This is a genomic window from Streptomyces spirodelae (assembly GCF_017676385.1).
GTDB lineage: Bacteria > Actinomycetota > Actinomycetes > Streptomycetales > Streptomycetaceae > Streptomyces > Streptomyces spirodelae.
In genome coordinates, this window is record NZ_JAFFZN010000003.1 from 181401 (window position 1) to 206675 (window position 25275).

General features: G+C 70.7%; 22 protein-coding genes, 1 tRNA gene and 1 riboswitch. Of the genes, 10 read left to right on the top strand and 13 right to left on the bottom strand.

All coding sequences use genetic code 11. From position 1 onward, the window contains the following. The first annotated feature begins 90 nt into the window (after nt 1-90). Nucleotides 91-855, top strand: coding sequence for an ABC transporter permease (locus JW592_RS05000; protein WP_209263807.1), 765 nt, complete (start codon nt 91-93; stop codon nt 853-855). 23 nt (nt 856-878) lie between these two features. Continuing rightward, entirely contained in the window at nt 879-1844 is a 966-nt protein-coding gene (locus tag JW592_RS05005) for an ABC transporter ATP-binding protein (protein WP_209263637.1), read from the top strand. 38 nt (nt 1845-1882) lie between these two features. On the opposite strand, the gene JW592_RS05010 is transcribed toward JW592_RS05005, so the two are convergent. After that, complete coding sequence (locus JW592_RS05010) at nt 1883-3181, bottom strand: SGNH/GDSL hydrolase family protein (protein WP_209263808.1); 1299 nt, start codon at nt 3179-3181, stop codon at nt 1883-1885. A gap of 351 nt (nt 3182-3532) precedes the next feature. On the opposite strand from JW592_RS05010, the gene JW592_RS05015 reads away from it, so the two are divergent. From JW592_RS05015 to JW592_RS05025, 3 genes are all read left to right on the top strand, one after another. Next, the gene (locus JW592_RS05015; protein ID WP_209263638.1) at nt 3533-4978 is read left to right on the top strand and encodes a DUF445 domain-containing protein; all 1446 of its coding nucleotides are present in this window, start codon (nt 3533-3535) and stop codon (nt 4976-4978) included. A gap of 157 nt (nt 4979-5135) precedes the next feature. Further along, nucleotides 5136-6014 (top strand): fumarylacetoacetate hydrolase family protein, encoded by an 879-nt coding sequence (locus JW592_RS05020; protein ID WP_209263639.1) that lies wholly within the window; start codon nt 5136-5138, stop codon nt 6012-6014. A 117-nt stretch (nt 6015-6131) separates the two neighbouring features. Beyond that, nucleotides 6132-7922 (top strand): protein kinase domain-containing protein, encoded by a 1791-nt coding sequence (locus JW592_RS05025; protein WP_209263640.1) that lies wholly within the window; start codon nt 6132-6134, stop codon nt 7920-7922. A gap of 30 nt (nt 7923-7952) precedes the next feature. Here the strand turns inward: JW592_RS05025 and JW592_RS05030 are convergent, their stop codons facing one another. Further along, complete coding sequence (locus JW592_RS05030) at nt 7953-9029, bottom strand: Gfo/Idh/MocA family protein (RefSeq protein WP_209263641.1); 1077 nt, start codon at nt 9027-9029, stop codon at nt 7953-7955. Nucleotides 9030-9249: 220 nt separating this feature from the next. On the opposite strand from JW592_RS05030, the gene JW592_RS05035 reads away from it, so the two are divergent. Beyond that, nucleotides 9250-10029 (top strand): HAD-IIA family hydrolase, encoded by a 780-nt coding sequence (locus tag JW592_RS05035; protein WP_209263642.1) that lies wholly within the window; start codon nt 9250-9252, stop codon nt 10027-10029. Between the two features lie 108 nt (nt 10030-10137). After that, a complete protein-coding gene (locus JW592_RS05040) occupies nt 10138-10686 on the top strand; it encodes a hypothetical protein (protein WP_209263643.1) in 549 nt (182 codons plus the stop codon). Nucleotides 10687-10746: 60 nt separating this feature from the next. Here the strand turns inward: JW592_RS05040 and JW592_RS05045 are convergent, their stop codons facing one another. Both JW592_RS05045 and JW592_RS05050 read right to left on the bottom strand, forming a co-directional pair. Then, on the bottom strand, nt 10747-11565 hold the full coding sequence (locus JW592_RS05045) for a CbtA family protein (protein ID WP_209263644.1): 819 nt from the start codon (nt 11563-11565) through the stop codon (nt 10747-10749). A 20-nt stretch (nt 11566-11585) separates the two neighbouring features. Further along, nucleotides 11586-11813 carry a CbtB-domain containing protein gene (locus JW592_RS05050; RefSeq protein ID WP_209263645.1) on the bottom strand — a complete coding sequence of 76 codons (228 nt, stop codon included), beginning with the start codon at nt 11811-11813 and terminating at the stop codon, nt 11586-11588. A gap of 4 nt (nt 11814-11817) precedes the next feature. Beyond that, nucleotides 11818-11969: riboswitch (adenosylcobalamin (AdoCbl) riboswitch) on the bottom strand. A 165-nt stretch (nt 11970-12134) separates the two neighbouring features. Here JW592_RS05050 and JW592_RS05055 point away from each other — a divergent pair. Continuing rightward, nucleotides 12135-13232, top strand: coding sequence for a glycoside hydrolase family 6 protein (locus tag JW592_RS05055; protein WP_209263646.1), 1098 nt, complete (start codon nt 12135-12137; stop codon nt 13230-13232). Nucleotides 13233-13259: 27 nt separating this feature from the next. Here JW592_RS05055 and glxA read toward each other — a convergent pair whose 3' ends face one another. The 4 genes from glxA to JW592_RS05075 form a co-directional block, all read right to left on the bottom strand. Continuing rightward, the gene (gene glxA, locus JW592_RS05060) at nt 13260-15281 is read right to left on the bottom strand and encodes a radical copper oxidase GlxA (protein WP_209263647.1); all 2022 of its coding nucleotides are present in this window, start codon (nt 15279-15281) and stop codon (nt 13260-13262) included. Next, nucleotides 15278-17314, bottom strand: coding sequence for a glycosyltransferase family 2 protein (locus JW592_RS05065; protein ID WP_209263648.1), 2037 nt, complete (start codon nt 17312-17314; stop codon nt 15278-15280). The genes glxA and JW592_RS05065 overlap by 4 nt, the downstream gene beginning before the upstream one ends. A gap of 189 nt (nt 17315-17503) precedes the next feature. Then, on the bottom strand, nt 17504-18286 hold the full coding sequence (locus tag JW592_RS05070; RefSeq protein WP_307805293.1) for a FadR/GntR family transcriptional regulator: 783 nt from the start codon (nt 18284-18286) through the stop codon (nt 17504-17506). A 70-nt stretch (nt 18287-18356) separates the two neighbouring features. Next, nucleotides 18357-19478: a winged helix DNA-binding domain-containing protein gene (locus JW592_RS05075; protein ID WP_209263649.1), complete on the bottom strand. Its 1122-nt coding sequence runs from the start codon at nt 19476-19478 to the stop codon at nt 18357-18359. 157 nt (nt 19479-19635) lie between these two features. Between JW592_RS05075 and JW592_RS05080 the strand changes: the two genes are divergently transcribed. Together JW592_RS05080 and JW592_RS05085 are read left to right on the top strand one after the other, a co-directional pair. After that, nucleotides 19636-20646 (top strand): ABC-2 transporter permease, encoded by a 1011-nt coding sequence (locus tag JW592_RS05080; protein WP_209263650.1) that lies wholly within the window; start codon nt 19636-19638, stop codon nt 20644-20646. A gap of 161 nt (nt 20647-20807) precedes the next feature. Further along, nucleotides 20808-20881, top strand: a tRNA-Lys gene (locus JW592_RS05085). 72 nt (nt 20882-20953) lie between these two features. Here the strand turns inward: JW592_RS05085 and JW592_RS05090 are convergent. From JW592_RS05090 to ehuB, 5 genes are all read right to left on the bottom strand, one after another. Next, nucleotides 20954-21745, bottom strand: a complete 792-nt coding sequence (locus JW592_RS05090; protein WP_209263651.1) for an IclR family transcriptional regulator — start codon at nt 21743-21745, stop codon at nt 20954-20956. 286 nt (nt 21746-22031) lie between these two features. Continuing rightward, nucleotides 22032-22856, bottom strand: a complete 825-nt coding sequence (gene ehuA / locus JW592_RS05095; RefSeq protein WP_209263652.1) for an ectoine/hydroxyectoine ABC transporter ATP-binding protein EhuA — start codon at nt 22854-22856, stop codon at nt 22032-22034. Next, nucleotides 22846-23496, bottom strand: a complete 651-nt coding sequence (gene ehuD / locus JW592_RS05100) for an ectoine/hydroxyectoine ABC transporter permease subunit EhuD (RefSeq protein WP_209263653.1) — start codon at nt 23494-23496, stop codon at nt 22846-22848. Before ehuD ends, ehuA begins: the two co-directional genes overlap by 11 nt. Beyond that, the gene (gene ehuC / locus JW592_RS05105) at nt 23496-24242 is read right to left on the bottom strand and encodes an ectoine/hydroxyectoine ABC transporter permease subunit EhuC (protein ID WP_209263654.1); all 747 of its coding nucleotides are present in this window, start codon (nt 24240-24242) and stop codon (nt 23496-23498) included. Before ehuC ends, ehuD begins: the two co-directional genes overlap by 1 nt. After that, nucleotides 24239-25165, bottom strand: coding sequence for an ectoine/hydroxyectoine ABC transporter substrate-binding protein EhuB (gene ehuB / locus JW592_RS05110; RefSeq protein ID WP_209263809.1), 927 nt, complete (start codon nt 25163-25165; stop codon nt 24239-24241). The genes ehuC and ehuB overlap by 4 nt, the downstream gene beginning before the upstream one ends. Between the last annotated feature and the right edge of the window lie 110 nt (nt 25166-25275).

Below are 25275 nucleotides of genomic sequence, written 5' to 3' on the forward strand. Positions count from 1 at the left end.
CGCTCGCTGAGCCCAGGTCCGGGCGGTCGCCTCGGCACGCTGCTGGACGACGCGGTCTGGGGGCTGCGGGCCTACGGCTTCATCGTGGCGATGTGGGTGCGCTCGACGATGGCCTACCGCGCCTCCTTTCTGATCATGCTGGCGGCCAACTTCGCGACGGCGGGCCTCGACTTCGCCGCCATCATGATCATGTTCGCGCAGGTGGATGCGCTGGGCGGCTTCACGCTGCCCGAGGTCGCCTTCCTCTACGGCACCTCCTGCGTCGCCTTCGGCCTGTCCGACCTGCTGCTGGGCACGGCCGAGCGGGTCGGGCGCCGGGTGCGCGACGGCACCATGGACGTACTGCTGACCCGTCCCGTGCCCGTGCTCAGCCAGCTGGCTGCCGACCGCTTCGCGCTGCGCAGGCTGGGCCGGGTCATCCAGGGCTCGCTGGTGCTGGGCTGGTCCCTGACCCGGCTGGAGGTGGACTGGACGCCGGGCCGCGTCGCGCTGCTCGCCTCCATGGTGCTGTGCGGCGCCGCCATCTTCGGCTGTCTGTTCGTCGTCGGCGGTGCCTTCCAGTTCTGGGCGCAGGACGCCTCCGAGGTGCAGAACGCCTTCACCTACGGCGGAACGACGCTGCTGCAGTACCCGCCCACCGTCTTCGGCAAGGACCTGGTGCGCGGAGTGACGTTCGTGGTGCCGCTGGCCTTCGTCAACTGGCTGCCGGCCCTGCGTCTGCTGGGCCGGGACGATCCACTGGGCCTGCCGGACTGGCTCGACCTCGCCGCCCCCGCCGTGGCACTGCTGTGCTGCGCGGTGACGGGTCTGGTGTGGCGGGCGGGGCTGCGCGCGTACCGGAGCACGGGAAGCTGAACGGAAGAGAGGACAGACGAGCCGTGGACGACGCGGACGGCGCCTTCATCGACGTACGGGACCTGACCAAGACCTTCACGGTGCGCCGCCGGAGCGGCCTGCTGCGCCGGACCGCCACCCGGGTGCACGCCGTCGACGGCATCTCCTTCGTGCTCCGGCGCGGCGAGATGACCGGCTTCATCGGGCCCAACGGCGCCGGCAAGTCGACCACCGTCAAGATGCTCACCGGCATCCTCACCCCCACCTCGGGCCGGCTGCGGGTCGCGGGAGTCGACCCCTGGCGCGAACGCACCCGGCTGGTGCGGCGCATCGGTGTCGTCTTCGGCCAGCGCACCACCCTGTGGTGGGACCTGCCGCTGCGCGACTCCTACGGGCTGGTCCGCCGGATGTACCGCATCCCGCGGGCCCGGTTCGAGGAGAACCTGGCGCGCTGCGTGGAACTGCTGGAGCTGGGCGACCTGCTGGACGTGCCGGTGCGGCAGCTCTCGCTGGGGCAGCGGATGCGCGGGGACATCACCGCGGCGCTGCTGCACGACCCCGATGTGCTCTACCTGGACGAGCCGACGATCGGCCTGGACATCGTCAGCAAGGCCAGGGTCCGGCAGTTCCTGCTCACCCTCAACGCCGAGCGGGGCACCACCGTGCTGCTGACCACCCACGACCTGAGCGATATCGAGCAGTTGTGCGAGCGGGTGGTGGTCATCGACCACGGCCGGCTGATGTACGACGGGCCGCTGGCGGGCCTGCACGAGGTGGGCCGCGGGGAGCGCACCCTGGTGGTGGACCTGGAACGCGAGCTGCCGCCCATAGAGGGCATCCCCGGCGCCCGCACGGTCCGCACCGAGGGCCCCCGCCAGTGGCTGGCCTTCCCGGCCTCCGCGAGTGCCGCTCCGCTGGTCTCCCGGCTGGCGGCGGAGTACCCGCTGGTGGATCTGTCCATCCGGGAGCCGGACATCGAGGACGTCATCGCCCGGATGTACGCGGGTTGAAGCGGCCGCCCTGTCAGGGGCGCGGGCAACTGCGGACCTCAGAGCTTCGCCGGGCGGGAGCCCTTCAGCGTCTTGAGGTCCAGCGCCTGGGCCATCGCCCGGTACCCGTTGTCGCTCGGGTGCAGATGGTCCCCCGAGTCGTACGCCGCGCGCAGCCGCTGCGGATGCGCAGGATCGCGCAGGGCCGCGTCGAAGTCGACCACGTCGTCGTACACCTTCCCCTTGCGGATCTCGGCGTTGACGGCCTGTCGGACGGCCTCCATCCGGGGGGTGTACCCACGGTGCCCGCCGAACGGGGTGAGCGTGCCGCCGACGACGCGCAGTCCCCGGCTGTGCGCCTGGCGCACGAGGTCCCGCAGTCCGTTGACGATCTTCTGCGGATCGCGCTGCCGGGGCGGCTTGATGATGTCGTTGAGGCCCATCTCGACGACGACCACCTTGACGCCCGTACGCGAGAGCACGTCCCGGCTCATCCGCGTCAGCGCGCTCGGCCCGTTGTTGGGCGAGAACTTGCTGCCATCGACCAGGACCCGGTTGCCGCTGATACCGGAGTTGAGGACGCTCAGCCGGGGTGCGTCGCGTTCGGTGCGCAGCCGCTCGGCCAGGAAGTCGGTCCAGCGCCGGTTGGCGCCGGGGCTGGAGGTGATGCCGTCGGTGATCGAGTCGCCCAGCACCGCGACGGCACCCTGCGTCTCGGAGCTCCACACGTCGACGCCGGTGAGGTAGCGCCAGTACGGGCTCTGCTGGTTGAACGCGGTACCCGAGGTGTCCTCGGCGCGGTCACCCGCGGCCACATAGCTGGTCTGCCGCGCGTAGGGGTGGTAGGTCACAGGCCCTGACGGAGTGGGCGAGTAGGTGGTGACCAGCAGGTCGGCGGCGTGCGGCACGTTCAGCCGGACCGCGTCGCTGGTGACCTCTCCGCCGGCCGGGATGGTGACCGAGGTCTTGTTGCCGAAGGTGAGCCGGCGCATGCTGCCGGCCGCGGCCGTGGGGTTGCTGGGGGCCGCGGCGAGGGCGACGCTCGCGTGGGTGATGGTCAGCGGGCGGTTGCCGAACAGGTTGGAGAGCTGCACCCGGGCCTGGGTGCCGCCCACCGAGGTGTGCACGACGTTCCGTATCGACATGTTCGCGAAGCCGTCCCGGGAGTGCGGTTCGGCCGCCGCGGGGGCAGCCGCCCAGGTGCCCACCCAGTTGCCCGAGGAGGCGGGCGCCGCCGAGTTGCGTGCCTGCGGTGAGTCCTCGCCCAGCCCGCTGCCCTTGCTGCCCGCTCCGATGAATATCGCGGTCGAGACGAGGACCACGATCGCCGCCAGTCCGGCGAGCAGGGCATAGCCCATGTTCCTGGTCACGCGCGATGGTTCTCCTCGGGCTGCACGGAGCCCGCGGCTCCGGGTGGTCTGCGGTGCCATGATCCCACGATCGGGGCACGGCGCCCGCTGGGGGGCCGTACGCCGACCGGGCAGTCGACGGATCGTTCCCCCGGCACCTGGTCCTTGCTGATGGCGTTTCACTGCTGCCGCTCACACAGACGCGGAAGAGCCTCGGTCCGTTCCCCTTGATGCCTTGGGAGGGAGAATGTCCCTCCCCGCGCCGTGCGCGCACCGCGCGGAGCGGGTACCCGCCGGCTCCGGAACATCCGCCGGTGTCGAGGGCGTGGCCAGGGGCGATGCAGGGGGAGGGTGGAGCGGATGGAACCGACGACGGAGGGCCGGCGGCCCGATGGTGAGGAGGCCCACGTGAGAGCGATCACACGCGGACGGGCCGCGCCCCGGCACCTGCCCGGCGCCGGGGAGGCAACGCTGCGCCGAACGGGTGTGAAGGCGCCGGGCACCGACGCACCCGGCGGCGGAGGGCTGCGAGGGCCGGGTGGCATCGGCGGTTTCACCCCGGCCGACGAGGAGCGGCGGCGCGGCGTACGGCGGATGAAGACGATCGCGACGGGCGCCCTGCTGCTGATGGCCACGGTCTTCGTGCTGGCCAAGTGGGCGCAGCACGCGGGCGCCGGGCCCTGGACCGGCTATGTCGCGGCCGCAGCCGAGGCCGGAATGGTGGGTGCGCTCGCCGACTGGTTCGCCGTCACGGCGCTCTTCCGGCACCCGATGGGGCTGCCGATCCCGCACACGGCGATCATTCCGACCAAGAAGGACCAACTCGGCCAGAGCCTCGGAGACTTCGTCGGGGAGAACTTCCTGGCCGGTGACGTCGTACGGGACCGGCTGCGCGCCGTCGGCATCAGCAGTCGGCTCGGCGCCTGGCTCGCCCGGCCCGAGCACGCGGACCGGGTGACGGCCGAACTGGCCACGGCGCTGCGCGGGGCGCTCACCGTACTGCGCGACTCGGATGTCCAGGCGGTCGTCAGCGAGGCGATCACCCGCCGCGCCACCGCCAAGGAGGTGGCGCCCGGGCTCGGCGCGATGCTGGAGAGGATCGTCGCGGACGGCGGCCACCGCCGGGTGGTCGATCTGGTGTGCACCCGGGCCGCCGAGTGGCTGCGCGAGCACGGCGACTCGGTCATGGGCGCGGTCGCGGGGGGTGCGCCCGGCTGGACACCGAAGTTCGTGGACCGGAAGGTCGGTGAGCGCGTCTACCGCGAACTCCTGCGGTTCGTCACCGAGATGCGGGACATGCCCGACCATCCGGCGCGCGGCGCCGTCGACCGCTTCCTGACCGACTTCGCCGCCGACCTCCGGTCCGACCCGGACACCCGTGCCCGGGTGGAGCGGCTGAAGAACGACACCCTGGCCCGCGACGAGGTGCAGGACCTGATCGCCTCGGTGTGGGGCGCGGTACGGGCCATGCTGGTGGCCGCGGCCGAGGACGAGCGCAGCGAACTGCGGATTCGGGCCCGGGCCGCGCTGCTGTCGCTGGGAGGGCGGCTCGCCGCCGACGGGCGGCTGCGCTCGAAGGTGGACGGCTGGATCGAGGGCGCCGCGGTGCATCTGGTGACCACTTACCGGGACGAGATCACCTCGCTGATCTCGGAGACGGTCGCCGGCTGGGACGCCGAGCACACCTCCAGGAAGATCGAGGCCCATATCGGCCGGGACCTCCAGTTCATCCGGATCAACGGCACGGTCGTCGGCTCGCTGGCCGGTCTCACGATCTACACGGCGGCCCGGCTGTTCGGGGTCTAGGTCCGCACTGTTCCCGCCACTGATTCCGTGGCGGTCCGCAACCGATTCCGGAATCGATTCCGTGCCGCGGAAGTTACGGTCCAGTACGTGAACAGTCTCTTGTGGTTCTGAACACCCTCTTGGAGGATCAGCTGATTCGCCTGGGAGGGAGAGTCACGTGAAACTGCTCCGCGTCGGACCCGCGGGAGCCGAGCGCCCCGCGCTGCTGGACGAGGACGGAACCCTGCGCGACCTGTCGGGGATCGTCCCCGACATCGACCCCGACCTGCTCTCGGACGGCGCCGCGCTCGCACGGGTACGGGAGGCGGCCGACGCCGGGTGGCTGCCCCAGGTGGCCGCGGTCTCCGCATCCGAGGGGCCGCGCATCGGCCCCCCGCTGGGCCGGATCGGCAAGATCGTGTGCATCGGGCTGAACTTCCACGACCACGCGCGGGAGACCGGCGCCCCGGTTCCCGAGGAACCCATCGTCTTCATGAAGGCGCCCGACACCGTCGTCGGCCCCGACGACACCGTGCTGATCCCGCGTGGCAGTGAGAAGACCGACTGGGAGGTCGAACTCGCCGTCGTCATCGGCCGCACCGCGCGCTACCTGGACTCGGGCGCGGAGGCGCTCGCCCATGTCGCCGGCTACGCCGTCGCCAACGACGTCTCCGAACGCGCCTTCCAGATCGAGCGCGGCGGCCAATGGGACAAGGGTAAGAACTGCGAGACCTTCAACCCGCTGGGGCCCTGGCTGGTGACGGCCGACGAGGTACCGGACCCACAGGCGCTTCAGCTGCGCCTGTGGGTGAACGGGGTACTGCGGCAGGACGGCAGCACCGCGGATCAGATCTTCTCCGTCGCCGAAGTGGTGCGCTACCTCAGCCACTTCATGACGCTGTATCCGGGTGACGTCATCTCCACGGGTACCCCTGCCGGGGTCGCCATGGGGATGCCCGAACCGAAGCCCTATTTGCGGGACGGCGACGTGGTGGAGCTGGAGATCGCGGGGCTCGGCCGCCAACGCCAGGTCCTGAAGTCGGCGACAGCGGCCTGACCGGCCCGGCCCGGCCCCGAGCAGCGCCCCGAACAGCGACCCGAACTCATCGGCGCACAACGGAAGTTGCGTGAGACGATGTCGTCATCGGGGACTTACGGGGACGGGGGCGGGGACGTGACAGATCCGTTCGGGATGGGTGTGTTCGCTCTCAGCGGTGAGCTGCGCCGACTCGGCCCGTACCGACTGCTCGGCCAGTTGGCCACCGGCGGTATGGGGGTGATCTACCTCGGGCGGCACCCTGACACGGGCCGGATCGTCGCCGTCAAGACGCTGCTGGCGCCTGGTGGGGTGACCGAAGAGGCCCGTAAGCGCTTCGGGCGTGAGACCAGGCTCGCCCGCCGCGTCAGGAGCACGTACACCGCCCGGGTCATCGACTCCGACGTCGAAGCCGAGCGGCCCTGGATGGCCATGGAGTACGTACCGGCGCCCTCGCTGGAAGCACTCGTGGTGCAGAAGGGGCCGCTGGGGGACGAGGAGGCGGTGCGCTGGATCGCCCCCGGCATCCTGCGGGCGCTCGCGGAGCTGCACGGCAAGGGCATCGTGCACCGGGACGTGAAGCCGCTCAACATCCTGCTGACCGCACAAGGGCCGAAGGTCATCGACTTCGGTATCTCGCACGCCAGCGACCTCACCAGTACGAGGCTCACCCTCGGGACCATCGCCTTCGCCTCGCCGGAACAGGCCGAGGGGCAGGCCAGTACCTTCGCCTCCGACATCTACGCGCTCGGCGTCACCCTCTACTACGTGGCCTGCGGACGGCTGCCGTACCCGGCGACCCAGGAGCCGCTGCAGCAGCTCAACTACGTGCGGCGGGCCGCGATCGATCTGGACGGCCTGCCCGCGGGCCTCACCGGAGTGGTCGGCGACTGCCTAGCGGTGCGGCCCGACGACCGGCCGACCGCCGAGCAGCTCATCCGGCGCTTCGCCGGGGGAAGCTCCCGGGTACTGCCGAGCGGCTGGACATCGCTGATCGATCAGTACGCCGAAGAAGGCAGCCGCCTCCAGCGGGCCGCCGACCAGGCGGAGGCGGAGACGGTCACCCGCAGCTGGACCTCGGACGCTCCGGGGCACACCCGGCGCGTCACCCAGGACGGGCCGTCCGGGGCGCGGCGGCGGGCAGCGGGCGCGGGGGCGAACGACCAGCAGGGGAGCAACCGGCCGGGGAACAACCGGCAGGGGAGCAACCGATCGGGGAACAACCGGTCGGGGAGCGACCGGCCGGGGAACAACCGGCCGCCGGGCCCTGGGCGCAGCCAGGGCTCGGGCACCACCCCGCCGAGGGGCACGGGTCCGGGATCGAACGGGTCGTCGCCGGGCCGGGTCGCGGCGGGTGTCGCCACCGCGGTGGGGGCGGTGGTCCTCGCGGCACTGCTGTTGTCCGACAGGGACGATTCCCCCAGCTCGGAGACGAACTCCCAGGCGCGGCCCACCTACTCCGCCAGCCGATCCCTGCCCGACTACACCCCGAGGCCGGATTACCCCACCGCCGTCAGATCCGACGACACGGACTCGACCGACACCGGACCCGCCGAGAACGACGACGGGCCGGAGGCCGACGAGTCCTCCCGCCCGACGGCCCGCGTTCCCGACCGGACCTCTGCTCCGCCGCCCGCCCCGCCATCGAACTTCTACGGGGCCATCGCGGTGGGCCGGGACGGCAGCAACGGCAGGTCCTGGGACTACAGATCCCGGAGCGCCGCCGAGCAGGGAGCGATGTCCAGGTGCACCGGTCCCTCCTGCAAGGTCCTGGTCTCGTTCGCCAACGGCTGCGGTGCCGTCGCCTACAACCCGAACAGCAACCACTACTGGGGCGGCCATGGCAGTACGCGGGCCGCAGCCGAGCGGGCGGCGCTGGGACGCGCGGGCGGCGGGCGCACGGTCGCCTGGGCGTGCACCCGGCGCTGACGTGTCGGGCAGCGGGACGAGAAGCGCTGGTCAGGCGCCCCGCGCAAAGGAGCGGGCCGTCTCCAGTACCTGGAGCGCTGCGGCGGCCTCGTGCGCTGTGGCCGGCGGTGGCGTACCGTCGCGCAGCGCGTCGGCGACCCCGGCGTAGAACGCGGGGTAGTCGCCGTGCAGCGTGGGCACCGCCCGCAGCTCGCCGGAGGCGTCCCCGGCACCGAGGACGCCCCAGGCGTCCTCCGGCTCGACGCCCCAGGGCACGCCCTCGGCGGGACGGGCGCCCGCGCGCAGCGCGTTCTCCTGCGGGTCGAGCCCGTACTTCACATACGCGGCCGCACTGCCCAGCACCCGGAAGCGCGGCCCGAGCTGTGCCGCGGTGGCGCTCATCCACAGGTGGGAGCGGACGCCGTTCTCGTGGGTGATGGCGATGAAGGTGTCGTCGTCCGCCTCGGCGCCCGCGCGCCGTACGTCCGACTCGGCGTAGACGGAGGCGGCCGGGCCGAAGAGGGTGAGCGCCTGGTCGACCAGGTGGCTGCCCAGGTCGTAGAGGAGGCCGCCCACCTCTTCGGGGTCGCCGGACTCCCGCCAGCCGCCCTTGAGCCGGGGCCGCCAGCGTTCGAACCGGGACTCGAAGCGGAAGACCTCGCCCAGCGCGTCCTGGCCGAGCAGGGAGCGCAGGGTGAGGAAGTCGTTGTCCCAGCGGCGGTTCTGGAACGGAGCCAGCAGCAGCCCGCGTGCCTCGGCTTTCGCCGCCAGCTCGCGGGCCTCGGCGGCGGTGGGCGCGAGTGGTTTGTCCACCACGACGGGCAGTCCGGCGTCCAGGGCGCGGTGGGCCAGCGGCACGTGGGTCCGGTTGGGGGTGGCGATGACCACCAGATCGAGCCGGTCGGCGTCCGCGAACAGCTCGTCCGCCGACGCGACCGTCCGCACCGCGCCGTGCGGGCCGCCGGCTTCCCGGGCGTGCTTCTGCCGTTCCGGGTCGGAGGTGACGACGGTGTCCAGTGCGAGCCCCGGTGTGGTGCTGATCAGCGGGGCGTGGAAGGCCGATCCGGCCAGGCCGTAGCCGAGCAGCCCGACGCGGAGCGGCGTGGCGGTGGTGTCCATGCGGTTCATGCCCCCACCCTCGCAAAGCCCGTCGGCGGGGGCACGCACCCGCCCGGCGTAACCGGCCCCGCGGTATGCGGAACGGCGGGGCCGGCTACCCCGGCCGCGTACCTGACGGCTGACCTGCACCGGCCGCTGCCGTTACGCTGAGCGCGGCGGCCGGTCCGTGCCTGGTTCCAGGCGCACGTCCCCGCCGGCCGGACCACCACGACCTGGCAGGAGTCCATCCGTGGCAGAGCGCAAGCCCATCGAGTCCTGGCTCACCGACATGGACGGTGTGCTGATGCACGAGGGAATTCCCGTTCCCGGCGCCGACTCGTTCATCAAGCGGCTCAAGGAGTCGGGGCGGCCGTTCCTCGTGCTCACGAACAACTCGATGTACACCCCTCGGGATCTGCATGCCCGGCTGTCCCGTATCGGACTGAACGTGCCGACGGAGAACATCTGGACCTCCGCGCTGGCCACCGCGCAGTTCCTGGACGATCAGCGCCCGGGCGGCACCGCGTACGTCATAGGGGAGGCCGGGCTGACGACGGCCCTGCACGACATCGGGTACGTCCTCTCCGACGCCGACCCCGACTACGTCGTCCTGGGCGAGACCCGCACCTACAGCTTCGAGGCACTGACCCGGGCGATCCGCCTGATCAACGACGGCGCCCGCTTCATCGCCACCAACCCCGACGAGACCGGGCCCTCGGCCGAGGGCGCGCTGCCGGCCACCGGCTCGGTCGCTGCGCTGATCACCAAGGCGACCGGCCAGCACCCCTATTTCGTGGGCAAGCCCAATCCGCTGATGATGCGCGCCGGGCTGAACGCGATCGGGGCGCACTCCGAGACCAGCGCCATGATCGGTGACCGGATGGACACCGACGTCCGCGCGGGCATGGAGGCAGGACTGGAGACCTTCCTGGTGCTGACGGGGCTGACCCGGCCCGATGAGGTGGAGCGGTACCCCTACCGTCCCTCCAGCGTCGTCGACTCGATCGCGGACCTCGTCGACCGGGTCTGAGCGCGGACCGTCTCCGTACGGGCCGTGCCGAGCCGCCGTACGGAGTAAGCGGCTTGTCGTGCGGATGCGCGGCCGGGTCGGCTGACGGACTGTCGGAGCATCGGACCGATGCCCGGAGGCCGCCGCATGCCGCACGCCCTCGATCGCACTCCGCGGCTCAGCAGCCGCAGCCACAGCCGCAGAAGCGTATGGCAGCCGGCTGTCGCAGTGGTGTGGGTGCTGCTGATGGTTGCGCTGTGGCTGTGGGGCCATGGCCCCTCAGGCTCCGGCAGCGCGGGGCAGGGGCCGGTCCTGGGCGATGTCTCACGGGCGGGCAGTCTCGCGAGGGAGCGGCTCACTCCCCAGGCGGGGCCCCCAGCGCCGGACGCCAAGCCCACGGGCCGGAGCGCCCACCCGGCGGCCGGGCCGGCGGACGGTGAGCCGGTGCGGGTGGCCGGCGTCCGGGTCCGGCTGCGTACCGTCCAGGCGCGGGACGGCTCGGTGCTGGTGGCCACGGCCCGGACCCGCCCGGCCGTCCGGGCCCTGAGCGCGCTGGAGGAGGGCGCGCGGGTCACGGTACGGCGGACGGACGGGACGGCAGCGCGGTACCGCGTGCTCGGCACCCGCCGCAACGGCTCGGGCGCCACCGCTACCGCACGGGTCACGATGGCGCCCTGAGCCGGAGAGCCGGTGAGGCGGCGGGACGGGCGGCGCGGCGGGCGGGGGAGCGCCCGCGCCTCAGGCCGCGGTCTGCCGCGCGACGGGCTTCTCGCCGTCGGCCGGTCGCTGCTGCCCGCGCAGGGCCGGAGCCGCGAACGCGGCGCCCAGCACGGCCCACAGGACCAGATGGCCGCCCAGCGAGAGCACCCGGAAGTCCCACAGCAACGTGGCGGACACCGGTACCGCGTCCGGGTTGTCCGGGAGCAGGAAGAGCGCCGCCAGGGTGGCGACGACGGCCGCCGCGGCGCCCGACTGGCGTACCGGCAGCCCGTGCCCGGCTTGCCCGAGCCGCTGGTGCACCTGGTGCGCCAGCACCATTCCCAGTACGCCGATGACCAGTGCGGCCACCCACAGTCCCTGGCGCTCGGTGACGGTGCCGCCGTCGCCGACGCCCGGCGGGTTGGCCGGGTAGCGCAGTGCGGGGAGCAGGGACAGCGCGAGGAAGCCCGCGCCGGCCAGACCCATGGCGCGCTGCCATCCGCGGCCGTCGTCCCGGGGTGCCGAGCGGTGCACCAGGGCGTGGGCGAGGGTGAAGAACACCCCGATGGCGAGACCGGCCACCACGGCGGTGACCACCAGCCCGAGGTGCTGGGTGCTCCGGCTGAAGAGCTCCTCGGCCTCGGCGGCGTGGCTGTGCCCCGAGTGCCCGGAGTGGGTGTGCGCGGCGGTCTCGGCGGCCGCGCGTTTCTCCTCCAGCCGGATGGCCCGGTCCATCAGCGGCTCGGCGAGCAGCAGGGCGAACAGGCCCGAGGCCAGCCCCGCGATCCCGCCGGCCGCGAGACCGCGGCCGAGCATGGGCAGCAGGGGGTAGGGAGTTGGCTGTGCGGAGACGGACATGACGGGCGACCCCCGATCGGTCAGTGGCAGGGGGCGCCGAACAGGTGACGGCCGTCGTGCGAGAACTCGTGCAGATAGGAGCCGGTGGCGGAGACGAGGTTGCCGTTGTCGACGAAGACTGCGTACAGCGCGATCAGTGCGACGATCGCGGCGGCGGCGACGATGAGCCAGTCACGGGTCCTGACGGTCGCCGGGTGTGCGGCGGCGGTCTCGGGTGCGACGGTCGTGCCGGCGGTGTGCGGGGACATCCGCATGCCTCCTCCTGGGGTTTCCACGCCCCATCGGTGGAGAAGCGACAGGTCAGTTCCTGACTCCCGCGGCCGTTGGGGGCCGCGGACACAGTGGCGGGACCGTCCCGGAGTCGCACCGGGTTCCTGAGCTCTGTCGCCTCAATATGGAAGTGTGCCGTCCCGGAGGCTCCCAGCCTGACATGCGCACTGTCAATAAGGGCTCCGTCACAACGGGTGTGGTCATGGGCCGAACAAAGCCGTGCGTCAGGGGAGTTGTGACACGATAAGACCCGGTCGGAGTGGCCGGGAACACAGCTGAGTACAGCCGAAGGGGAGTGGATGTACGGCAGCGCCAACGACGGCGCGCGGGCGGCACGCGCAGCGCGCACGGCGCGCGGGGTGCGTTCGGCGCGTACGGCGTGCGCCCGCACCCGGGCCCTCGCGGGGAGCGCGCTGGCAGGAGTCCTGCTGCTGGCCGGCTGCTCGTCGTCGAGCGGTGGCCCGGACGACGGTGACACACAGCCGGGTCCCACGGTGCGGCAGCGCCCCAAGTCCGTGACCCCTTACTGGGTGGACCCGAAGAGCAACGCCGCCCGGCAGGCCAGGACCTACGCGGACGACGGCAAGTCCGCACAGGCCGCGCAGCTGAAGAAGATCGCAGCGCAGCCGGTGGCCGAGTGGATCGACGCGAAGGACCCGCGCGGCCACACGGCCCGTGTCACCGAGGCCGCGGCCGATGCGGGGCGCGAGGCGCTGCTCGTCCTCTACAACGTGCCGCACCGCGACTGCGGGCAGTACAGCAAGGGCGGCGCACAGGACGCGGCGGCGTACCGCGACTGGCTGGACGGCGTCGCCAAGGGCATCGGAGAGCGGAGCGCCACGGTGATCGTGGAGCCGGACGCGCTCGCCCACACGGTGTCCGGCGACTGCGCCTCGCCACGGCTGCGGAAGGAGCGCCTCCAGCTCCTCGACGCCGCTGTCACCAAGCTGAAGGAGCTGCCGCGGACAAAGGTCTATCTGGACGCCGGGAACCCGGACTGGGTCCGCGACCCCGGCGCGCTGGTCGAGCCGCTCAACCGCTCCGGGATCGCCGAGGCCGACGGGTTCGCGCTGAACGTCTCCAACTTCCAGACCACCGCCTCGAACATCGCCTACGGCAAACGGCTGTCCTCAATGGTCGGCGGCAAGCACTTCGTCGTCGACACCAGCCGCAACGGCAACGGGCCGCTGGAGAGCGACGCCGAGGAGAGCTGGTGCAACCCGCCTGGTCGGGCGCTGGGCGAGGCGCCCACCACCCGGACGGGGCACGAGGTGGTGGACGCCTTTCTGTGGGTCAAACGGCCCGGTGAGTCGGACGGCGAGTGCCGGGGTGGCCCCAAGGCCGGTGCCTGGTGGCCGTCCTACGCCCTGGAACTGACCCGAAACACTGAGACCTGATCCCGCGGCAGCCCCTACCAGGAACGGCTACTTCGGGTCGCCCCTGGTGACGGGGGCGTGGGCCGCGTCGGGGTCGACGCCGACGTGAACCCACTGGGCCTTCGAGGGCACACCGTCCCCGTCCACGCCGAAGACCATCCACCAGCCCGGTGTCACCAGGGAGGGATCGTCCGGAATGGTGGTGGTCACCGTTCCATCCGCCGACCGCTTCATCTTCAGAGCCACGGATGACTGCTCCACGTTCGTCACGTGTGTGAAGGAGCCGGGCCGCACCAGCCGCAGCCGCTTCAGGGAGGCGGCGTCCTTGCTCTTGAGGGAGAGCCGGGAGCCCGGCATCAGCTTCTCCGGGTTGCCGTCGGCAAGCCGCAACTGCGGCTGGGGCTTCCCCTTGTGCAGGTACGGCGGGGTGTAGATCTCGATCCGCTGGTCGAACGTGCCCGGCTTGGTGTTCGCCTTGTCGGCGTAGAGCGAGTCCGAGCCGAAGGTCATCACGCGGCCGTCGGGCAGCAGCAGCCCACCGGAGTGGTAGTTGCGGCCGACCAGCGGCGCGGCGGCCTCGGTGAACTTGTTGCTCTTCGGGTGGTAGATGGCCGCCTTGAGTACGTTGCTGTCGCTCTTGCCCCGGTACCGGCCGGAGCCGTTGGTCGTCAGCACGGTGTCGTCCGGCAGGATGACGCTGCTGGGGTAGCGGACCTTGTCGTACAGCTTGGGACCGTCGTGGAAGCGGGGGGTGTCGGAGGACAGGTCCACGATGCGGGTCTTGTCCGTGGTCTTGTCGGACTCACCGACTCCGCCGCCGCCCTGCACGATGAACTTACGGGACTGGGTGGGCGGCAGCGGCACGGACATCGCCGTCTCCAGGACGTCCGGGTCGCTCATGCCGGGGATCTTGGTGAACTTGTTCGTCTCCAGGTTCCAGATGCCGGGGGTGCGGCCCTTGTCGGCGGGGCCGTAGCCGGCGGTGGTGCCGCTGTAGAAGACTCGGTTCTCACCGATCAGGTGCAGCCCCGGGTAGGTGGGGAAGAAGCGGGTCTCGGGCATGTAGTGCCACTTCTTCGTCTTCGGGTTGAAGATCTCGTTCTTCCCGGGCACGACCTGGCCGATGTCGTCCAGTCCCGAGACGGTCATCACCCTGCCGTCCTGGAGGGTGAGCTGAGTGGGGTACCAGCGTGCCTCGTGCATCGGGTCCACGGTGATGTAGCGCTCGGCCACGGGATCGAACTCGTAGGCGTCCTTGATGCCCTGGAAGTCCTTCTTGTCGAAGGACATCTTCTGGGCGATGCCGTAGACGTTCTTCTTCCACGCGCCGGTCAGACCGGCGACCGTGTACTTGTCCTCGGTGCCCGTCTGGTACTTCCGGCCTTCCTCCGCCGCCTCGGCGTAGACCCGGGTGACGCTGTGGACGGTGTCGACCTTGCCGGTCTCCGGGTCCTTCACCTTCTTCGCGCGCGGCAGCAGGACGGTGTGCTGGGCGACGAACGTCTTGCCGCTCTTCCGCCCGGTGAAGCGGGTGCCCTTTTTGATCGTCTTCGGCCGGTCGGGGTTCTCGTTGTAGAGGAACATCAGCCCGCCGGCCTTCTTCACGTCACCCTTGAGCGTCTCGTAGCGCTGGGTGCCGCCCGCGACCAGCAGTTTCCCGTCGGGGAGCTGGTTGTGCCCCGAGCAGAACAGGTCGTTGGGGGTGGGGATGTTCTTGAAGGTGTTCTTCACCGGGTCCCACAGCACCGTGCGGAAGCTCTTGGCCTTGAAGTTCTTGGCGTCGTTGCCCGAGCCCGCCACCAGCAGCACCTTGCCGGTGTGCAGCAGCGCCGCGTGGATCGTGTTGATCCGGTACTTCTCGGGAATCTCGACGATCTGCCAGTGACCCTTCGCCGCCTTGTACTCGGGCTGGTTGATCTCGTACTCGTGGTACTTCGCCGAGGCGAAGCCGTACAGCGCCGGGCCGTTGAACCCGGCGATGAGCAGGACGACTGCCGTGGCGATGGCTATGCGCCGGGCCCGCCGCTTCCTGGCGCTCGCGGCGCGGCGGCGGCTCCGTCGGGATGTCATCTCTCGTGCCCCCCAAGCGCGGTGTGCAGGTGCTGGTCGTACAGAAGTGCGGACGGGGGCGGGGACGGGGATGCGGACTGGGACGGGGGCGCGGGTTCCGGCGCGGCGGCGGAGGGAGCGGAGGCGGACGCGGCCCTCCTCCGGCGCGCCCTGCGCGCCTTGCGGCGCCGCTGCTCGGCGCGCACGGTGGTCCGCCAGCCGACGATCGGCGCAGCCGTGATCAGCAGGGCGAGCGCGGCCCAGGTGAGCATCGCCGGATGGTCGTGGCCCAGAAAGAGGGAGCCGACGAGCGAGCCGCCGAAGACCGCGATGAAGAACAGGTGCACCCGGAAGGTGCCGAAGAGCGTGTCGGGGCTGGCCGAGTCGCCCTTGGGGGTGACGACGAACTTGCTCTTGCGGCGCAGCACCGTGTCGAAGAGGGAGCGCGCGTAGATCGGCGCCGACAGGGCGGACATCAGCATCCCCGCCAGCCCGCCGGAGCCCTCCGGCTCGTGCGGGGATACGTTGTGCCGCCGGTTCCAGATGTACAGCCCGATCTGGAGCGCGGTGGCGTTGCCGTACAGCGCCATCCAGATGGTGGGGTCGATCTGCACACCGGAGGCGCCCATGCCGAGGAAGAGGGCGCAGGAGAGCGCGGCGAGGATCCAGTTGAGCGCCGAAGCCGGGTAGAAGAGCATCAGCAGCGTGTAGTTGAACAGCTTGCCCGCCGGCATGGAGCCCAGGCCGCGCCAGTACTGCTTCAGGATCGTCTCGTAGGTGCCCCGGGACCAGCGCAGCTGCTGGGTGAAGAAGTCCGTCCAGGCATTGGGGCCCTCGCCGACGGCGAGCACGTCGGGCGTGTAGACGGAGCGCCACTTGTTGCCGGTGGCCGGGTTGCGGTGGCGGTGCATCTCGAAGCCGGTGGCCATGTCCTCCGTGATGGAGTCGTACAGGCCGCCGATGGACTTCAGCGCCGTGACGCGCACGGCGTTGCTGGTGCCGACGAACATCGGTGCGTCGTAGGCGTTGCCGGCGCGCTGGATGAGGGCGTGGAAGAGGAACTGCTGGCTCTCGGCGGCCTTGGTGACGAAGTTGTCGTAGTTGCCGTAGACCTGCGGGCCGATGACGAAGCCCACGTCCGGGTCGCGGAAGTAACCGAGCATCCGCTCCAGGTAGTTGGGCAGCGGTACGTGGTCGGTGTCGACCCCGGCGAAGAAGTCGTAGTCGTCGCCGTGCGCGTCCAGCCAGGCGTTGTAGTTGCCGTGCTTGGTCTTCGCCCGGAAGGCGCCCTTGGCGGTGTTCCAGCCGGCGACTCCCTTACGGGAGAAGTGGTGCACCCCCAGGCGCCGGCAGACCTCCTTGACCTCGGGGTCGTCGCCCTCGTCGAGCAGCCATACGTGCATGGTGCCGCGGTGCCGCACCCGTACGGCTGCCTCCAGGGTCCTGGTGACCATCTCGATCGGCTCCTTGCCGGGCACGAACGAGGTGAGGAAGGCGACGCGGGTGCCGGCCTCGGGCACCACGGGCACCGGGTCACGGGCCACCAGCGTGGCGTGCGCGTTGGACAGGACGTTGAGGGTGCGGAAGAGTTCGATCAGGCCGATCGACACGAGCATGACGACGTCCAGCTTGAGTACGAGGTCGGAGACCTCGCCTGCGTCGCGGCGCGTCCAGTGGTCGGGCTGCATCAGCCAGATCAGCAGTCCGGCGGAGAGCAGCGGGGCCAGACAGAGCAGGAAACCGGCGCGGAACCGGTGCGGCTCGTCGGCCAGCAGGCTGCGGTACCGCACCCGGTAGGGCTTGCCGGGTTCCGGCCGGGTGAGCGGGCCGGCCAGTCGGCTGTAGTGCTCGTAGTCGTAGCGGGGTGCCGCACGTTCCCAGGGGTGCTGGGAGGGTCTGCGGGAGCGGGTGCGGTGCGGGGCGAGTAAACGCTGCGAGGGTCGGCCGCCGTCGGATATCGGCGGCCTGGGTATGCGCAGCTGTGCTGTCCGCGTCGGGTCGTCCTGGTCGTCGGGCCCCTGCGGCTGCGGGCCGCTCATGCGCGGCGTGGTCATGCTTCTGTCCCCCCGCACGCTCGTATCCGGCGTGCTCTCGTGCCGAACCCGCGCCTTGTCTGCCCCCGCTCAGGGCGCGGTGTATCCGGTCTCCGTGTCCCGTGTCCCCGCAGCACGGTACGGACCGATCGGTAACCGCACGTCAGGTTCTACAACTTGACACATGAACGCAAGTGCGGAAGGGGCGGTTTAACGCCGTTGGGGCGTTATGGAAGCGGCAGATGTGATGGAGGAGTCATCAAACTGTGGCTGCCGCGTGGCGGCGTCCGAGGTGCTCGAACGGAGCCGTTCCCGGATGTTGCCGAAGTGGGCGCGGACGGCCTCTTCCGCGCGCGGCATGTCACCGTCCCGGACGGCGTCCAGGATCGCGGCGTGCTGCTGCCAGGTCATCCTCGGGTCGGGGCGCAGTTCGGCCAGATCCGTGCGCACCCGGTGGAAGGCGTCCCAGAAGGCGTCCAGCACCTCGCTCAGCAGCGAGTTGCCCAGCCCGGCGTAGAGCGCCGAGTGGAAGGCCCGGTCGGTCTCGGCCCGAACCTGCCCGTCCTCGGCCTCCTGCCGCATGCGGTCGACCAGCCGCTCCAGCTGAGCCAACTGCTCGGCTCCGGCGCCCCGTCCGCCGCGTTCGGCGGCCAGCCGCGCCATCAGCCCCGTCTCCACCGCCTCGCGCAGCTCCAGCAGTTGCAGCAGGCTGTCCTCTCCCCGGTAGTGCCCGGCGACCGTACGGAAGGACAGGCCCTCGGTCATGGGAGCCATGGACATCGCGCCCACATAGGTGCCGAAGCCGTGTCTGATCTCCACGATCCCCATGGCCTGGAGCGCCTTGAGCGCCTCGCGGACGGAGTTGCGGCTGACCTCGAGCCGCTCCATCAGCTCCGTCTCGGTGGGCATCGGGGCGCCGGGCGGCAGCCGCTCCTCGATGATCAGCCTCTTGATCCGCTCCTGGATCTCCCCGAGCCTTCCCCGGCTGCGCACCCTGTGCCTCCTTCACCCGGGCCTGCCCCCGGGCCCCGTCCCCGGGCCCGCACCGCCCTTCGGCGCCAGCCTACGCGGGCCCCTCCGGGTGGGGTGCGGCGAAGGTGACCGGGTGCGGTCCAGGGCGGCCGTCGGTGGCGAAGGCCAGCAGCCGCTCGCCCTCCTCCGCCAGCGCCTGTTCCGTCTCGTCGTCGAGCCGCCCGAAGGGGGTGAGCGTGAGGGTCGCGGCCCGGCGGCTGGTGTCCGCCTTCCAGGTGCCGCGGACCCGGCCGTCCACCAGGAAGGTGCCGGGCACCTGGCCGTTCTTGGTCGCCAGGGCGCGGCGTACCGGCTCGTCCAGGAGGCGGGTGCGGTCGGCGTGGGAGAGGATGATGTTGTCGTACTCGGCCAGGAAGCGCACCGGCAGCGGGAGTTCGGGTCCGGGCCGGGGCGCGTCGGGCAGGTCGAACAGCTCGCGGCCCGTCTCGTCGGCGAAGATCCGCAACTGGGGGCGCAGCCGCTCCAGCACCTCGCCGAGCCGGGTCAGCCCCGACCAGACCTGCGCGTCCCGTACGGAGGCGGGGCCGAAGGCGCCGAGATAGCGCAGCACCATCGTCTCCACACCCGGTTCGGCCGCCAGTGGCCGGCCCAGCCACCGTTCGACGGTGTCCACCACCGGCTGCCCCGAGCGCCCCCACAGCCCGCGCGGCGGCAGTTGCACCAGTGGCAGCAGATAGCGAGCCGTCATCGCCAGCGCGCGGGCCTCCACCCCCGGCCACCGCTCCTGGAGGCGGACGCCGAGTTCGCTGCCGGTCAACGGCTGCTCGGCGAGCAGTTCGCGGGCTGCCTCGGCCACCTGCCCGGGGTCCTCGCCGCCCAATTGTTTGACGAGGTTGGTACGTACCGCGGCATCGTGCAGCGGCTGGGTGAGGGCGCGCAACTGGAGCGCGTCGCGGTCGCTGACCAGGTGGACGGTGCCGCGCATCACGCTGAGCCGCACCAGTTCGCGGCTCTCCAGCAGCAGCGAGAGCTCCTGCGGGTCGAAGCCGTCCAGCCTGCTCCACAGCGCGAAGTAGGGCGGCTTGGGCGCCTGTGCCTGGATGCCGACCAGGTGCTCGACCGCCTCCCGCACCGGCATCTTGGCGCGTTCGGCGAGAAGTTGGCGTGCGAGCAGGGCGCGGCCCAGGGCCGGACGGGTCAGGAGTTCGGGCATGGCCATGAGTCTGGCCGATGGCGCCCTTCCGCGCCATGCGACGCCGCGGTACGGCGCGCCCGGAACCCCAACGGCGGGGGATGAAGCGGCTGATGCGGTATGGATGGAGGCTCTTGCTCCCAAAGGGATCGATAAGGGAATGCATTCCATGTCGTCCATGCACCACGCAACCCCCGGCGCCGGCGGCCGCGGCGCGCTCACGCCCGGCACTCTCGCGCTCGTCGTGGGGGTGCTCGCCGTCCAGCTGGGCTTTCTGCTCTCCTACATCGGCTCCTTCCACCACCCCCGGCCACAGGGCATCCCGGTCGCCGTCGTCGCGCCCCAGAAGGCCGCCGACCGGCTCGACCGGCTGCCCGGGGACCCGCTGTCGGTCACCGTCGTCGACGACGAGCGGGCGGCCCGCGAACGCGTCCGGAAGCGCGAGGCGGAGGGCGCCTATCTGATGGACCCGAGCGGCGCCCGTGACACCCTGCTGGTCGCCTCCGGCGCGGGCGGCCCGCAGGCCCAAGCGCTGCGCAGGGTCGGCGAGCGGGTGGCCGCCGAGCAGGACAGGCGGCTGAAGATGGTCGACATCGCGCCGGCGGGCGAGCAGGACTACGAGAGTCTGACCCCCTTCTACCTCATCGTCGGCTGGCTCGTGGGCGGCTATCTGCTGGCGTCGCTGATGGGGGTGCTGGCCGGGACCCGCCCGGCCCGTCCGGAGCTGGGCGCGCTGCGGCTGGCGGGCGCGGCGGCGTACGCCGTCCTCTCGGGGCTCGGCGGAGCGATCATCGTGGACCCGGTGCTGCACGCGCTGCCCGGGCACTTCGTGGCGCTGTGGTGGGTCGGCGCGCTGCTGGTCTTCGGCACCGCGGCGTGCACGCTGGCGCTGGAGGCGTTCCTGGGGATCGTGGGTATCGGGGTGGCGGTGCTGATCTTCGTGGTGCTGGGCAACCCCAGCGCGGGCGGCGCCTTCCAGGAGCACCTGATCCCCTCGTTCTGGCGGGCCATCGGCGACTGGATTCCCACGGGCGCCGGGACCACTGCCGTACGCAACATCGTCTATTTCTCCGGCAACGCGCTCGGCACTCCGCTGCTGGTGCTCGGCGGCTGGGCGCTGGCGGGCGCCGTACTGCTGCTGGCGGGCTCGCTGCGGCGCAGGGAACCCGGCCTGACGCTCCCGCTGTGAGACGGGCGCTGTGAGACGGGCGCTGTGAGACGGGCGCTGTGAGACGGACGTTGTGAGACAGGTCACAGCGGGGCACGCCGTGCGCGGGGCCGCCGGCGGTGGTCACCAGCACCCTCTCGGAGGGGGTAGTATTTCTTCTCGTCAGCCGGAAACGGCGACGGGCGCCGCTAGCTCAGTTGGTTAGAGCAGCTGACTCTTAATCAGCGGGTCCGGGGTTCGAGTCCCTGGCGGCGTACAGATGACAGTGGCCTCCTTGGTTCCCAAGGGGGCCACTGTCGTATGCGCCCGCCGCGAGCACGCGAGGGCCTCAGATCGCCAGCGACAGCATCACCGGTGCCGCCCGCCGGCTCAGCTCCTCCGCGGCTCTGCGCAGCCGGTGCGCCTGGGCGACGGGGAGGGAGAGCGCCAGACAGCTCACCGCGGAGCCAGCGGTGACCGGAACCGCCGCACAGACCGTGCCCACGGCGTACTCCTGGAGGTCGAGCACCGGAACGGTCGGTGGCTGCCGGTCCAGCGCCGTCAGCAGCAGCCGCTCGTCGGTGATCGTCCGCGAGGTGAGGCGCGGGGTCTTGTGCCGGGAGAGGTGGTCGAGTCTGCGGTCGTGGTCGAGCTGGCTGAGCAGGCACTTTCCGATCGCGGTCGCATGCGCGGCCGAGCGGAAGTCCACCCACTGGTTGACCGCCGGGGTCGTGGGGCCGTCGGCGACCTGGGTGCTCTCCAGCTCGCCGTCCTGATAGCGGCCGAAATAGACGGCAGCACCCACGGTGTCGCGCAGCTCGTCCAGGGTGGCCTGGAGCCGTTCGCGCAGCGCACGGGCCCGGCCCACACCCGAGCCCAGCAGCACCAGAGCCTCCCCGACGACATAGGAGCCGTCCTCGAGCCGGGCCAGATAGCCCTCGCGGCACAGCATCCGCAGCAGCTGGTCCAACTGGCCGGCCGGCAGTTGGGTCCGGCGCGCTATCGCGTCCTCGTCGATGCCGTCCCGGTACCGGGAGACCGTCTCCAGCACCCGCAGGGCGTGCCGCACCGAGCCGAAGGCTGTGACCGGCTCCCGACCGGGCTCCTCGGACGGGCCTGAGGGTGGTTGGAGTGGCGTCACGGTGTCCCCCTGGAGGTTGTGACTGTTGGTACCGTTACCGCTTCGTGCGGTCACGGCTTCATATCTCACGATAGCGGTCAACCCGATCCCGGAACGGGGCTGTTACCGCTATCGGCATATGCCAGACGGCTGGATGCGCCCCCTGGCGCGCCCCCGGATGCGCCCCCCGCCGGGCTTTCCGGGCGTTTCCGGCACCGAGCCCGCACCGCGAGTGCGGTGCGGGCTCGGAGTACGGCCGTGGGGGGCGGTGGGGGGTGGGGGGCGACCGGGAACACCGGCTCACCGGTCACAGGACGGCGCTGAGGAACTCCCTGGTCCGCTCGTGCTCCGGGTCGGTGAAGATCTTCTCCGGGGCGCCGGACTCGATGACCCGGCCCGCGTCGAACATCAGCACGTCGTCGGAGATGTCCCGCGCGAAGTTCATCTCGTGCGTGACGCAGAGCATGGTGATGTCCGTGGAGTGGGCGATGTCCCGCAGCACGTCCAGCACCCCGGCCACCAGCTCCGGGTCGAGCGCGGAGGTGACCTCGTCCAGCAGCAGCACCTGCGGACGCATCGCGAGCGCGCGGGCGATGGCCACCCGCTGCTGCTGACCGCCGGAGAGCTGGCTGGGGTACTTGTCGATGTGGTCGGTCAGACCCACCATCTCCAGCAGCTCACGGGCGCGCTGCTCGGCCTCGTCCTTGCCCAGCCCCAGCACATGCACCGGCGCCTCGGTGATGTTGCGCAGCACCTTCATGTTGGGGAAGAGGTTGAACTGCTGGAAGACCATGCCGATGTTCTTGCGCACCTCGCGCTGGTGCCGCTCGCCCGCCGGCACGAGCTTGCCGTTCTTCTCCTCGTGGGAGAGGTAGTCGCCCGCCACCTTGATGGTGCCCTCGTCGGGCTTCACCAGGGTCATCAGCAGCCGCAGGATCGTGGTCTTGCCGGAGCCGGAGGGGCCGATGAGGGTGACGTGCTTGCCGGACGACACGTCGAAACACAGGTTGTCCAGCACCACGTTGCTGCCGTAGCGCTTGGTCACGTTGTCGAACTTGATCAGTTCGCTGCCGTCGACGGCGGGGTTGGTACCGCCGTTCGCGGTCGTGCTCGGGTTCTTCTCAGCGGACAAGACGACGCTCCAGGGCTCGCATCAGCAGGGAAGCCGGGTAGGCGATGAGGATGAAGGCGATACCGACCACGGTGATGGGTTCGGTCGGCTGGAAGGTGGACGCGGTGAACTGCCGGGCCTGGCCGAGCATTTCGAGCGCGCCGATCACCGCGATCATCGGCGAGTCCTTCAGCATCGCGATCACGTAGTTGCCCAGCGCGGGGACCACGCGCCGGATCGCCTGCGGCAGGATGACGGCGCCCCAGGTGCGGCTGCGCGGCAGGCTCAGTGCCGTGCACGCCTCCCACTGGCCCACCGGGACCCCGTCGATACCGGCGCGGTAGACCTCGGCGGTGTACGTCGAGTAGTGCAGACCGAGGCCGACGACACCGGTGGTGAGCGCGGACAGCGTCACGCCCCACTCCGGCAGTACGTAGAACAGGAAGAAGAGCTGCACCAGCAGCGGTGTGTTGCGGATGAACTCGGTGACGGCCACGACGGGCCAGCGCACCACCTTCAGCGGCGAGCGCTGGGCCATCGCCCATATCAGGCCGAGGGCGAAGGCTATGAGGGAGCCGAGTACCAGCGCCTGGAGCGTGACGAGCACGCCGTCCCAGAAGCGCGGCATGAAGTCACCGACAGCGGACCAGTCCCACGTCATCAGGCACCTCCCGCACTGGAGAAGTCGCCGGACGTCTCCGTCTGCTGCCGGATGTTGAGCTTGCGCAGCACACCTACGCCCTTCTCCGGGGCCTGGCCGATGCCCGCCTTGGCCTTCCGCTCCACGGCGCGCATCACACGCGTCAGCAGGAACGCCAGGATGAAGTACATGACCAGGATGATCGTGTAGACCGGGGCGCTCTCACCCAGCGCGTTGCGCACCAGAGCGGCCCCGAAGGTGATGTCGCCGACGCCCAGCACGGACACCAGGGCGGTGCCCTTGAGCAGTTCGATCAGCAGGTTGTTGGCGGGCGGGATCATCTCCGGCCACGCCTGCGGAAGCAGGATCTTCGTCAGCCGCTGCCAGGGCGAGAAGCTGAGCGCGATCCCCGCCTCCTGCTGAGCGGGCGCCACGGCAGCCAGCGCGCCGCGCACGATCTCCGAGCCGTAGGCGCCGTACGACAGGCCGAGCGCGAGCACCGCGGCCCACATCGGCACCAACTGCCAGCCGAAGGCCATCGGCAGCACGAAGAAGATCCAGAACATCAGTACCAGGGCCGAGGTGCCCCGGAATATCTCCATGTAGAGGCCGGAGAGGAACCGGACGATCCACAGCCGGTGCGTCCTGGCGACGCCCACCACGAAGGCGACGAACGCGCCCAGCGCCGCGCTGAAGACGGTGAGCTGGACGGTGACCCAGACGCCCTCAAGGAGCAGTCCCCACAAGCCCGCGGTGAGGTCCGTCATGCGCAACGCTCCTTCGCGGTCTTTTCGGTCATCTCGTCCTCCAGGAAGCCGAAGGGCTTCATGAGGCGGAGGAGTTCACCGCTCTTCTTCATCTTGCGCAGCTCACGGTTGAACGCGTCCCGGAGTTCTGTTTCCGTCTTACGGAACGCGAACGCGCCCGTGCCGAGGTCGGGCTTTCCGTCCAGTTTCGGTGTGAAAGCGTCGGTGAACTCGGCCTTCCGGCTCTTGGTCTGCCTGACGACGTTGCGAACAGTGACAGCCGTACCGGCGAATACATCGGCGCGGCCCTGTTCCACGGCAAGGAGTCCGGCGAGCTGGTCGGGCAGCAGAAGAATTTCCGACTCCTTGATGCCCACCTCGGCCGCGTACGCGATTTCCGCGTACCCGGTGCCGGTGGCCATCTTGGCGCCGCTCTTCTTGATGTCCTCGTAGTTGTGCAGGTCCTTCGGATTCCCCTTGCGCACGATAAACGCGTCGCGCATCTCGTACTCGGGGTCGGCGAACAGGACCTGCTTGCACCGATCGGGCGTAATGTACATACCCGCCGCGACCACGTCGAACTGCTGCGAGTTGAGACCCGGGATCAGCGAGTTGAACTCGGTCGGGAAGGGTTGGACGTGCTCGACACCCAGCCTCTTGAAGATGGTGCGCGCGATCGCCGGCGATGACCCCGTCAGCTCGCCGTCCTTGTCGATGTAGCTGTACGGCTGTTCACCGGCGAGGCCCAGTTTCACCGTTCCCTGGGCCCTCAGCCGCTCCAGAAGATCTCCCCCGTTCTCGGTGTCCGCGCTGGACACCCGGCTGCATGCGGTCGTTGCGCCGAGCGCACTCACCGCACTCAAGGACGCCGCTCCAGCGAGCAGCGACCGACGGCTCAAACGTCTCCCGGCACCTGCCGTGTTGTTCCTCAGTGGTGGAGCCATGGGCGCGCGCATACCCAGCCGTGCTGAAGATATGCGGATATTTTCAAGCCGTTATGGGGTCGCGCTCGGGGTGACATCTGCGTCACCATTAGCGGGTAAATGACCACCCT